The 12,314-nt window shown below is 68.6% G+C and carries 8 protein-coding genes; 4 read left to right on the plus strand and 4 right to left on the minus strand.

Translation table 11 applies throughout. From position 1 onward, the window contains the following. Nucleotides 1-241 precede the first annotated feature (241 nt). Nucleotides 242-4,339 (plus strand): HAMP domain-containing protein, encoded by a 4,098-nt coding sequence (locus tag ACWD02_RS02295; protein ID WP_451203573.1) that lies wholly within the window; start codon nt 242-244, stop codon nt 4,337-4,339. Nucleotides 4,340-4,351: 12 nt separating this feature from the next. Then, nucleotides 4,352-4,939, plus strand: a complete 588-nt coding sequence (locus ACWD02_RS02300) for a response regulator (RefSeq protein WP_365817067.1) — start codon at nt 4,352-4,354, stop codon at nt 4,937-4,939. Nucleotides 4,940-4,983: 44 nt separating this feature from the next. Here the strand turns inward: ACWD02_RS02300 and ACWD02_RS02305 are convergent, their stop codons facing one another. Together ACWD02_RS02305 and lepA are read right to left on the minus strand one after the other, a co-directional pair. Continuing rightward, nucleotides 4,984-6,873 carry an AMP-dependent synthetase/ligase gene (locus ACWD02_RS02305; protein WP_451203576.1) on the minus strand — a complete coding sequence of 630 codons (1,890 nt, stop codon included), beginning with the start codon at nt 6,871-6,873 and terminating at the stop codon, nt 4,984-4,986. 250 nt (nt 6,874-7,123) lie between these two features. Then, on the minus strand, nt 7,124-8,995 hold the full coding sequence (lepA, locus tag ACWD02_RS02310) for a translation elongation factor 4 (protein ID WP_451203578.1): 1,872 nt from the start codon (nt 8,993-8,995) through the stop codon (nt 7,124-7,126). A gap of 255 nt (nt 8,996-9,250) precedes the next feature. Between lepA and rpsT the strand changes: the two genes are divergently transcribed. After that, complete coding sequence (rpsT, locus tag ACWD02_RS02315; RefSeq protein ID WP_135334171.1) at nt 9,251-9,517, plus strand: 30S ribosomal protein S20; 267 nt, start codon at nt 9,251-9,253, stop codon at nt 9,515-9,517. Between the two features lie 438 nt (nt 9,518-9,955). Here the strand turns inward: rpsT and holA are convergent, their stop codons facing one another. Beyond that, nucleotides 9,956-10,942, minus strand: a complete 987-nt coding sequence (holA, locus tag ACWD02_RS02320) for a DNA polymerase III subunit delta (protein ID WP_451203580.1) — start codon at nt 10,940-10,942, stop codon at nt 9,956-9,958. An 86-nt stretch (nt 10,943-11,028) separates the two neighbouring features. On the opposite strand from holA, the gene ACWD02_RS02325 reads away from it, so the two are divergent. After that, the gene (locus ACWD02_RS02325) at nt 11,029-11,274 is read left to right on the plus strand and encodes a hypothetical protein (RefSeq protein ID WP_399386554.1); all 246 of its coding nucleotides are present in this window, start codon (nt 11,029-11,031) and stop codon (nt 11,272-11,274) included. Nucleotides 11,275-11,301: 27 nt separating this feature from the next. On the opposite strand, the gene ACWD02_RS02330 is transcribed toward ACWD02_RS02325, so the two are convergent. Further along, on the minus strand, nt 11,302-12,294 hold the full coding sequence (locus ACWD02_RS02330) for a YceI family protein (protein WP_451204365.1): 993 nt from the start codon (nt 12,292-12,294) through the stop codon (nt 11,302-11,304). Nucleotides 12,295-12,314: the final 20 nt, after the last annotated feature.

The raw sequence follows: 12,314 nt of genomic DNA on the forward strand, positions 1-12,314 counted from the left end.
ACGCCTCAGGCGACACGGACAGAGTGACAGACTGGCCACGCCCATAAGCACCGAGTTACTGAAGTGGGCCGCTATGAGTGATAACAGTGCTATGCCCGCGCTCGGTTACGGTCGGATTCCGGCGCCGAAACCAGCCTCGACACCTCAGCCGCGCACCGGGAGCGATCCGGACACGGCAGTAGAAAACATCTCGGAAACCGCCCCGGAAGCGGCGTCCGATCTGCGTAACCTCCTGGCCGCCATGCGGTCGGCGCGCGACGGGGACTTCACCAAGGTCACGGTGGGTGGCCACGGCGTGGTCGCCGAGCTGCACACGGTGTTCAACGAGATGCTCGACCGTTCCCTGCACTTCGACAGCGAACTCACGCGCGTGCGCCGGGAGATCATCCGGCACGGCCACCTGGACGAGCGGTTCACCGCGAGTCCGGGGCAGGGCAGCTGGGCCACGCGCGTGGCGGACGCCAACTCCCTGCTCGACTCCCTGGTCGCCCCGGCGGCCAACGCGACGCGCGTCCTGAACGCGGTCGCGGGCGGTGACCTCACCCAGCGCGTGGATCTGCACGACGGCTCCCGTGAACTGCGGGGAGACCTGCGACGGCTCGGCCGCGCGGTGAACACGATGGTCGACCAGCTGTCACTCTTCACGGGCGAGGTCACCCGGGTCGCCCGTGAGGTCGGCACGGAGGGGCGGCTCGGCGGGCGCGCCAAGGTGCGGGGCCTTTCGGGCAGTTGGCGTGACGTGACGGAGGCCGTCAACACGATGGCCGCCCGGCTCACCGCCCAGGTGCGTGACATCGCCCTGGTGACGACGGCGGTGGCGCAGGGTGACCTGACGCGGACGGTCACGGTCGAGGCGACGGGCGAGCTGCTCGAACTGAAGCTGACCGTCAACACGATGGTGGAGCAGCTCTCCGCGTTCGCGGCCGAGGTGACCCGCGTGGCCCGCGAGGTCGGCACCGAGGGTCAGTTGGGCGGCCGGGCGCAGGCCCGTGGTGTCTCGGGGGTCTGGAAGGACCTCACGGACAACGTCAACTTCATGGCGTCCAACCTCACCTCTCAGGTGCGGAACATCGCGCAGGTCACCACGGCGGTCGCCAACGGCGACCTGAGCCAGAAGATCACCGTCGACGCCCGGGGCGAGATCCTGGAGCTGAAGTCGACGGTCAACACGATGGTCGACCAGCTCTCCGCGTTCGCCGACGAGGTCACGCGTGTGGCCCGCGAGGTCGGCACGGAGGGCAACCTGGGCGGTCGTGCTCAGGTGCGCGGCGTGTCCGGGGTCTGGAAGGACCTCACCGACAACGTCAACTTCATGGCCGACAACCTCACCTCCCAGGTGCGGAACATCGCCCTGGTGTCGACGGCCGTCGCCCAGGGAGACCTCGGCAAGAAGATCACGGTCGAGGCGAAGGGCGAGATCCTCGAACTGAAGTCGACCATCAACACGATGGTCGACCAGCTCTCCGCGTTCGCCGACGAGGTCACGCGCGTGGCCCGCGAGGTCGGCACCGAAGGAAACCTGGGCGGACAGGCCCAGGTGCGCGGCGTGTCCGGCGTCTGGAAGGACCTCACGGACAACGTCAACTTCATGGCGCTGAACCTCACCTCCCAGGTGCGGAACATCGCCCAGGTCACCACGGCCGTCGCCAACGGCGACCTGTCCAAGATGATCACGGTGACGGCTCGCGGCGAGATCCTGGAGCTGAAGGACACCGTCAACACGATGGTGGAGCAGCTGCGTGCCTTCGCGGACGAGGTGACCCGCGTCGCCCGCGAGGTCGGCACGGACGGCCGGCTCGGCGGGCGGGCCCAGGTGCTCGGCGTATCGGGCGTGTGGAAGGACCTCACGGACAACGTCAACTACATGGCCGACAACCTCACCGGCCAGGTCCGCAACATCGCGCAGGTCGCGACGGCGGTGGCCCAGGGCGACCTCTCCAAGAAGATCGACGTGGACGCGCGCGGCGAGATCCTGGAGCTGAAGACCACCATCAACACCATGGTGGACACGCTGTCCTCGTTCTCCTCGGAGGTCACCCGGGTGGCCCGCGAGGTCGGCTCCGAGGGCCAACTGGGCGGCCAGGCCCGGGTCGAGGGCGTCTACGGCACGTGGAAGCGCCTGACGACGAACGTGAACGAACTCGCCCTGAACCTCACCACCCAGGTCCGCGCGATCGCCGAGGTCGCGTCGGCCGTGGCGCAGGGCGACATGACCCGGTCCATCACCGTGGAGACCCGCGGCGAGGTCTCCGAGCTCAAGAACAACATCAACGTCATGGTCTCCAACCTCCGCGAGACCACCCGCGCCAAGGACTGGCTGGAGTCGAACCTGGCCCGTCTCGCGGGCCTGATGCAGGGCCACCGTGACCTGATGGAGGTCGCGGACCTGATCCTGCGCGAGCTGACCCCGCTGGTGAACGCGCAGTACGGCGCCTTCTTCCTGGCCGATCCGGAGGCCGGGGACGCCACGACGCTGCAGACTCCCCCGGTCAAGGGCCTCGCCTTCATCGCCGGGTACGGCTCCGCGCAGGGCTCGGTCGTCGACACGGGCGCGATGCCCGCGCACGGCCTGGTGCGGCAGGCGGCCCTGGAGAAGAAGCGCATCCTCGTGGACGAGGTACCGCCCGACTACATCAAGATCACTTCGGGGCTCGGGGACGCCGCCCCGGCCAGCCTGGTGATCATCCCCATCCTCTTCGAGGACAAGCTGCTCGGCGTCATCGAGCTGGCCACGTTCTCTCGCTTCTCGGACGTGCACCTGGCGTTCTTCGACCAGTTCGTGAGCACCATCGGCGTCGCGATCAACACCATCATCGCCAACTCCCGTACGGAGTCGCTGCTCAGCGAGTCCCAGCGGCTCGCCACGCAGCTCCAGGACCGATCGGACGAACTTCAGCTCCAGCAGGCGGAGTTGCAGCGCTCGAACGCCGAACTGGAGGAGAAGGCGGCGCTCCTCGCCACGTCGTCGCAGTACAAGTCGGAGTTCCTCGCGAACATGTCGCACGAGTTGCGCACGCCGCTGAACTCCCTGCTCATCCTGGCCCGGCTGCTCTCCGACAACCCCGACAGCCATCTCTCCGACCAGGAGGTGCAGTTCGCGACCACGATCCACCGCTCGGGCTCGGACCTCCTCCAGCTCATCAACGACATCCTGGATCTGTCGAAGATCGAGGCGGGCCGGATGGACGTCCGCCCCAAGAAGCTCCCCCTCATCAAGGTCCTCGACTACGTCCACGCGACGTTCCGCCCGCTCACCCTGGACCGCGGTCTCGCCTTCGAGGTGTCGGTCGGCGAGGACGTGCCGCGCGAGATGTTCTCCGACGAGCAGCGGCTCCAGCAGATCCTGCGCAACCTCCTGTCGAACGCGGTCAAGTTCACCGCGAGCGGCCGGGTCGAGCTGCGCGTCAGCCGCGTCAAGAACACCGGCGAGCGGCGGCTCCACGACGGCGGCGACCGCCTCTGCTTCGCGGTCACGGACACCGGCATCGGCATTCCCGCCGATCAGCTCCCGGCCATCTTCGAGGCGTTCCAGCAGGCGGACGGCACCACCAACCGCAAGTACGGCGGCACCGGCCTCGGCCTCTCCATCAGCCGCGAGATCGCCGGGCTCCTGGGCGGTCGCATCACCGCGGAGAGCAGCCCGGGGCAGGGCTCCACCTTCTCGCTCTACGTCCCCGTGGTGCACCCCGGCCACGGCCCGGCGGCGGCGGCGTACGCGGCGACCAGGTCGTTGACCACGCCGGAGCCGCAGGAGGAGCGGGTCACCATGTCCCCGCACACCTTCCACGAACAGAACGACAGCTGGCCGACGCCGACCAAGCTGGAGGAGTACCGCGAGGGCCCCGCGGGCCGCATACTGCGCGGGCGCCGCGTCCTGATCGTGGACGACGACATCCGCAACGTCTTCGCGCTCACCCATGTGCTGAGCCGCGTCGGCATGCCCGTTCTCTACGCGGAGAACGGCCGCGAAGGCATCGAGACCCTGGAGCGCAACCCCGACACCGACCTCATCCTGATGGACATCATGATGCCGGAGATGGACGGCTACGAGACCATCGCCGCGATTCGCCGCACCCCGCGCTGGACCGGCCTTCCCATCATCGCGCTGACCGCCAAGGCGATGCCCGGCGACCGCGAGAAGGCCATCGAGCAGGGCGCCAACGACTATGTACCCAAGCCGGTGGACGTGGACCAGCTGCTCACCGTCGCCTGCGCGCTTCTGGCACCCGAGAGCGCGGACAGGGCAGAGCCGGACACCCCCACCACCACAGATACGACCGTCGCAGCGGAACCGGCAGGCGCTCATGGGGAGGCCGCTGTTCCGCCGACGATCGAGTGAGGCACCGTCACCATGAGCACAGAGGTCCTGACCGACAACCGCGCGAGCATCCTCCTTGTCGATGACATGGAGGACAACCTGATGGCGCTCGAAGCCGTCCTGGGGTCACTCAACGAACCACTGGTACGCGCCCGTTCTGGCGAGGAGGCGATGAAGGCCCTCCTGCGCCAACGTTTCGCCGTGATCCTCCTCGACGTACGCATGCCGGGGATGGACGGCTTCGAGACCGCGTCGAACATCAAACGGCTCGACCAGACCAAGGACGTGCCCATCATCTTCCTGACGGGCACCGACAACGACGCGGGCTATGCCTTCCGGGGCTACGCGACGGGTGCCGCGGACTACCTCACCAAGCCGTTCGACCCCTGGGTGCTGCGGGCCAAGGTCACCGTCTTCCTCGAACTGCACCGCAAGAACCAGCAGTTGGAGAAGATCCTGGCCCGCGAACAGCAGCAGTTCGACGAGCTCGCGGCCCGCCTCTCGGCCATCGAGACGCACATGGCGGCCAGCAGCCTGGGGGACATCCTCGAACTGCGCCACCACGTGACGCACATGGAGGAGCTGGTGAAGGAGATGCGGCGCGGGCGGGGCGGCGGCTGACGCATGCGTCGGGCACCACCCCACCCGCGTACGGGAAGCGGGGCTCAGGCCTCGCGCGAACCCGTGTACATCTCGTCGATCAGGTGCTGGTACTCGCGCTCGACGACCGGGCGCTTCAGCTTCAGGCTGGGCGTCAGCTCGCCGTGCTCGATGTCCAGGTCGCGGGGCAGCAGCTTGAACTTCTTGACGGTCTGCCAGCGCTGGAGGCCTTCGTTGAGCTCCTTCACGTAGCCCTCGACCAGTGCGATCGTCGCCGGGGCGGCGACCACGTCGGCGTAGCTCTTGCCGTCAAGACCGTTGTCCTTGGCCCAGGCCAGGATCGACGGCTCGTCGAGCGCGATCAGAGCGGTGCAGAAGTTCTTGTCGGCGCCGTGCACCAGGATGTTGGAGACGTACGGGCAGACCGCCTTGAACTGGCCCTCGACCTCGGCGGGCGCGATGTACTTGCCGCCCGAGGTCTTGATGAGGTCCTTCTTGCGGTCGGTGATCTTCAGATAGCCGTCGGCGGACAGCTCGCCGATGTCACCGGTGTGGAACCACCCGTCGGACTCAAGGACCTCGGCCGTCTTCTCGGCGAGGCCGTGGTAGCCCTCCATGATGCCGGGGCCGCGCAGCAGGATCTCGCCGTCGTCCGCGATCCGGACCTCGGTGCCGGGCAGCGGCTTGCCGACGGTGCCGGTGCGGTAGGCCTCGCCGGGGTTGACGAAGGAGGCGGCCGAGGACTCCGTCAGGCCGTAGCCCTCCAGGATGTGGATGCCCGCGCCGGCGAAGAAGTAGCCGATCTCGGGGGCGAGCGCGGCCGACCCGGAGACGGCGGCGCGCAGCTGTCCGCCGAAGGCCTCGCGCAGCTTGGAGTAGACGAGCGCGTCGGCGGCCTTGTGCTTGGCGCGCAGCCCGAAGGGCACCGACGCGTTGCCGGTCCTGCGGAAGTTGTCCTGGCTGACCTTCGCGTACTCGCGGGAGACCTCGGCGGCCCACAGGAAGATCTTGTACTTGGCGCCGCCGCCGGCCCGCGCCTTGGCCGCGACCCCGTTGTAGACCTTCTCGAAGATGCGCGGCACTGCGGCCATGTACGTCGGCTGCACCACCGGCAGGTTCTCGATGATCTTGTCGACGCGGCCGTCGACGGCGGTGACGTGCCCGAGCTCGATCTGGCCGGAGGTCAGCACCTTGCCGAAGACGTGCGCGAGCGGCAGCCACAGGTACTGCACGTCGTCCGGTCCGAGCAGTCCGGTCGCCGCGATGGCCTTGGCCATGTACGACCAGTTGTCCTGCGGCAGGCGCACGCCCTTGGGGCGGCCGGTGGTGCCGGAGGTGTAGATGATCGTGGCGAGCTGGTCCTTGGTGATCGCGGCGATCCGCTCCTTGACCGCCTCGGGGTTCTTCTCCAGATGGGCGGCCCCGCGTGCCTCCAGGTCGGCGAGGGTGAGCACCCAGCCGTCGGGGTCGCCTTCGGCGGGCCCCGCGCCCTCGGCGTCGATCACCACGACGTGCCGCAGGTCGGGCAGCTCGGCCCGCTTCTCGCGCGCCTTGGCGAGCTGCTCGGCGTTCTCGGCGATCAGGACCCGGCTGTCGGAGTCGGCCAGGATGTAGGTGGACTCCTCGGCGTTGGTCTGCGGATACACCGTGGTGGTGGCCGCGCCCGCGCAGAGGATGCCGAGGTCGGCGAGGATCCACTCGACCCGCGTGGACGAGGCGAGCGCCACCCGGTCCTCGGGCGCGAGCCCGAGCTCGATCAGGCCGGCCGCGATGGCGTACACGCGCTCGGCGGCCTGTCCCCAGCTCAGCGACTTCCAGTCGTCGGGGCCCTCGCCGGAGGCGGCAGGCACCGGGTAGCGGTAGGCCTCCGCGTCGGGCGTGGCCGCCACGCGCTCCAGGAAGAGTTGGGCCACGGACGGCGGACGGTTCTCGATCAAGGTCTGTGTGTCGCTCACGACATCCTCCGGACCCGCGACTATGCGGCGACTGGCTGGCGGCTGCTGGTCTTGTTCAACGTGCGAGGGTCTTGTTTAACTTGCGAGTAACCTACGAGCAGTGATCAGAGTAGAGCGCCGGAGCCCGGTGCGTAAGGGGCTTCTGCCTGTCACTTCCTACAAGAACGGGTCCGCCGCGCAAGAGCGCGACGGACCCGCTGAGATGCCGGTGTGACGCCCGTGGCAAACGGGACGGCAGCCGAGGCGTGAGCTACTTCTTCGCCTTGCCCGGACCGCTGTCGTCACTGGAGAGCACCGCGATGAAGGCTTCCTGCGGCACCTCGACGGAGCCGACCATCTTCATGCGCTTCTTGCCCTCCTTCTGCTTCTCCAGGAGCTTGCGCTTACGGGAGATGTCACCGCCGTAGCACTTGGCGAGGACGTCCTTGCGGATGGCGCGGATGGTCTCGCGGGCGATGACCCGGGAGCCGATCGCGGCCTGGACGGGGATCTCGAAGGCCTGGCGCGGGATGAGCTCGCGCAGCTTGGCCACCAGGCGCACGCCGTACGCGTACGCGGCGTCCTTGTGGGTGACGGCGGAGAAGGCGTCGACCTTGTCGCCGTGCAGCAGGATGTCGACCTTGACGAGCTGGGCGGACTGCTCGCCGGTGGGCTCGTAGTCCAGGGAGGCGTAACCGCGGGTCTTGGACTTCAGCTGGTCGAAGAAGTCGAAGACGATCTCGGCGAGCGGCAGCGTGTAGCGGATCTCCACGCGGTCCTCGGAGAGGTAGTCCATGCCGAGCAGGGTGCCGCGCCGGTTCTGGCACAGCTCCATGATCGAGCCGATGAACTCGCTGGGCGCGAGGAGCGTGGCGCGTACGACGGGCTCGAAGACCTCGTCGATCTTGCCCTCGGGGAACTCACTCGGGTTGGTGACCTGGTGCTCGGTGCCGTCCTCCATGACCACGCGGTAGACCACGTTCGGAGCGGTGGCGATGAGGTCGAGCCCGAACTCGCGCTCGAGCCGCTCACGGATCACGTCGAGGTGGAGCAGCCCCAGGAAGCCCACGCGGAAGCCGAAGCCGAGCGCGGCCGACGTCTCCGGCTCGTAGACCAGCGCGGCGTCGTTGAGCTGCAGCTTGTCCAGGGCCTCGCGGAGGTCGGGGTACTCCGAGCCGTCCAGCGGATAGAGACCCGAGAAGACCATCGGCTTCGGGTCCTTGTAACCGCCGAGGGCTTCGGTGGCGCCCTTGTGCAGGGAGGTGATCGTGTCACCGACCTTGGACTGACGGACGTCCTTCACGCCGGTGATGATGTAGCCCACCTCGCCGACGCCGATGCCGTCGGCCGGGGTCATCTCGGGGGACGACACACCGATCTCGAGCAGTTCGTGCGTGGCGCCGGTGGACATCATCCGGATCCGCTCACGCTTGTTGAGCTGGCCGTCGACCACACGGACGTACGTCACGACGCCACGGTACGAGTCGTACACCGAGTCGAAGATCATCGCGCGCGCGGGCGCGTCGGCGACACCGACCGGCGGCGGGACCTCGGCGACGACCTTGTCGAGGAGCGCCTCGACGCCCATACCGGTTTTCGCGGAGACCTTCAGCACGTCCTCCGGGTCGCAACCGATGAGGTTGGCGAGCTCCTCGGAGAACTTCTCCGGCTGGGCGGCCGGCAGGTCGATCTTGTTGAGCACCGGAACGATCTTGAGGTCGTTCTCCATCGCCAGATAGAGGTTGGCGAGAGTCTGAGCCTCGATGCCCTGCGCCGCGTCGACCAGGAGGATCGTGCCCTCACAGGCGGCCAGCGAGCGCGACACCTCGTACGTGAAGTCCACGTGCCCCGGGGTGTCGATCATGTTGAGAACGTGCGTACTGCCCTTCTCGGGCCCCTCCGTGGGGGCCCAGGGCAGACGCACCGCCTGGGACTTGATCGTGATGCCGCGCTCGCGCTCGATGTCCATGCGGTCGAGGTACTGAGCACGCATCTGGCGCTGGTCGACCACGCCGGTCAGCTGGAGCATCCGGTCGGCAAGCGTGGACTTGCCGTGGTCGATGTGCGCGATGATGCAGAAATTACGGATCAGAGCCGGGTCGGTACGGCTCGGCTCGGGCACATTTTTAGGGGTCGCGGGCACGCAGGGTCCTGTCTCTTGAGGCGCCTGTCGCCTCGGGTCGGATCTATACGTAGGTTCCATGGTCCCATGGGTGAGGCACTGGACCCGGTGTGGGCCGGTCGGGGTGGGCGGCGGGGCCCGGATTGGGCCGGTCGGGGACCGGCTGGTAATCTGGGCAGCTGTGTCTCCTGGCCCTCTCGGACCTGAGGCACGTGTCAAAGAAAATTCATCTGCAGTACCTCTGCAGTCAGTACCTGAACCTGAAAAGGCTCTTTCGTGGCGAACATCAAGTCCCAGATCAAGCGGATCAAGACCAACGAGAAGGCGCGTCAGCGCAACAAGGCGGTCAAGTCTTCGCTGAAGACCGCGATCCGCAAGGCCCGCGAGGCCGTTGCCGCAGGCGACACCCAGAAGGCCGTCGAGGCGACGCGTGAGGCTTCGCGTCAGCTCGACAAGGCTGTCTCGAAGGGTGTCATCCACAAGAACCAGGCCGCCAACAAGAAGTCGGCGCTTGCTTCGAAGGTTGCGACCCTCCAGGGCTGAACCCCTTGCCCCGGTCCGCCGGGGCGCTGATCAATCCTTCCCGCGAGGGTAATTCGAGCCCTCTACCTCGAATCGCGGACAGACCACGCAGTACGCCACGCTGCGACGATGCCCCCGGCCCACTCCGGGGGCATTGCTGTGTCCGGGGGCACGGGGGCGTTCCGCAAGGGGCGCGGGGAACTGCGCGAGCGACCACAGGCGACCCGCGGACGACAACCGACGGCGGGCCCCATCAGGGGCGCGGGGAACTGCGCGACGAGCCACGACGCACGGGCGGCTTTCCAGACGGACAGACGCTGTTCCAGGGGCGCGGGGAACGGCGCGAGCAGCCACGATGCAGGCGCGGCTTTCCAGCGGGCAGACGCACTTTCAGGGGCGCGGGGAACTGCGCAACCAGCCACAAGCGGCCCGCAGGCACCCGCACCGCCCGCGGAGCGACTACCCCTGTCGGGACCTCGCCGCACGGGCAATCGCGACGACAGCCTTCTCCAGGGCGTACTCGGGATCATCGCCCCCACCCTTGACCCCCGCGTCAGCCTCCGCGCAGGCCCGCAGGGCCACCGCGACCCCGTCGGGGGTCCACCCCCTCATCTGCTGCCGGACCCGGTCAATCTTCCACGGCGGCATCCCCAGCTCCCGGGCAAGATCCGCCGGCCGCCCGCCCCGCGCGGAGGACAGCTTCCCGATCGCCCGCACGGCCTGTGCCAACGCACTGGTGATCAGTACGGGAGCGACCCCGGTGGACAGGGACCACCGCAACGCCTCCAGCGCCTCCGCGGCCCGCCCCTCCACCGCCCGGTCGGCCACGGTGAAACTGGAGGCCTCGGCCCGGCCCGTGTAGTAGCGCCCGACGACCGCCTCGTCGATCGTGCCCTCGACGTCAGCCACCAGCTGGGACACCGCCGAGGCAAGCTCCCGCAGATCGCTGCCGATCGAGTCGACCAGGGCCTGGCACGCCTCGGGCGTGGCCGAACGCCCCAGCGCGCGGAACTCGCTCCGTACGAACGAGAGCCGGTCCGCGGCCTTCGTCATCTTGGGGCAGGCGACCTCACGGGCCCCCGCCTTACGGGCGGCGTCGAGCAGGGCCTTGCCCTTGGCACCGCCCGCGTGCAGCAGGACGAGGGTGATCTCCTCGGCCGGCGACGCGAGATACGCCTTCACGTCCTTGACCGTGTCGGCCGACAGGTCCTGCGCGTTGCGTACGACCACGACCTTGCGCTCGGCGAAGAGCGAGGGACTGGTCAGCTCGGCGAGCGTGCCGGGCTGCAGCTGGTCGGAGGTGAGGTCGCGCACGTCCGTGTCGGCGTCCGCGGCACGGGCGGCCGCGACCACCTGCTGCACGGCACGGTCGAGGAGGAGGTCCTCCTGACCCACGGCGAGCGTGAGAGGAACGAGCGGGTCGGCGGTATCTGTCTTCCTGGCCATCGCGGTAAAGCATCCCACGCGGCACTGACAACCCGTCCCGTACGGCCGGTTCCCGACCGCCTCCCCCTGTACCGGAGAATGGGCGGGTGACCGACGTACGACATGTCCTGGTGCTGCCCGACCGCGATGCCGCGGAGGAAGTCGCCGAAGAGCTCCCCGACCGTTTCGGCGTGCGCGAGCAGCCCCAGCTCGTCCGGGACGCCCTGGCCGGCGAGGACGACGCCGAGGACGCCCAGTGGCTGGTCGTGATCGAGGACCCGGAGCGGCGCCTTGACCGGACGGCACTGGACGATCTGGCGGCGGAGCACGAGGGCTGGCTCGAGGCTCCGTGACGGCCCGCGGCGCGCGGGAGGCCGGCGTCAGCTCTTGGGCAGGACCTGGATGTCGAGGTCGATCGAGATGCTGGGTCCGACCGCCGCGATGCCACGGGCCAGCATCGTCTGCCAGTTGATCGTGAAGTCGTCGCGATGCAGTTCGGTGGAGGCCCGGCAGGCCACCCGGGTCTCGCCCTCCAGGCCTTGGCCCACCCCGAGATACTCCGTCTCCAGCGTCACCGTGCGCGTCACGCCGTGCAGCGTCAGGCCGCCCGTGATCGCCCAACGGGTGCCGCCCTTGTGCACGAAGCGGTCGCCGTAGAACTCCATCGTGGGGAAGCGCTCCACGTCGAGGAAGTCCTTGGACCGCAGGTGGTCGTCGCGCATCCCCACCGCGGTGTCGATGGAGGCGGCGTCGATGACAACGTGCATCGCGGAGTCCTCCATGCGCTCCCCCAGCCGGATGGCCCCCGCGAAGCTGTTGAACCGGCCGTGGATACGGGCAAGACCGATGTGCCGCGCGGTGAAGGCGACCGACGAGTGCAGGGGGTCGATCTCCCAGTCACCGGGCTCGGGCAGCGCCGGGGGCGGGGCTATCTGGAGCATGACGTCACCGAGCGAGGCGTGCGCGCTCTCCCCGACGGTGGCGTTGGCCCGGTACGGGGTGAACCCTTCCGCCGAGACCGCCAGGCGGTAGTCCCCGGCAGGAACGGTCGCGACGAACGAACCGTAAGGATCAAGTCCCCCACCGACGACCTTGCGCCCCATGGCATCGCTGACCGCGAACTCCGCGTGCCGCACGGGTTCATTGACGGGGTCGAGCACCCGGCAACTGAGCACGCCCGCACTGGGCGGAACCGCCACCGCGGAAAGAGGCCCGCCTCCTCGCCCCGCTCGCCCGGCCTGACCGGCACGGCCCACCCCACCGGCGTGCCCCGCCCCACCGGCTCGGTTCATCCGACCGGCTCGGTTCATCCGACCGGCTCGGTTCATCCGACCGGCTCGGTTCGTACGGTCTCCCAGCCAACGGCCGAACATTTGCGACACACCCCCGCGCA

Source organism: Streptomyces sp. NPDC002853, from assembly GCF_053591915.1.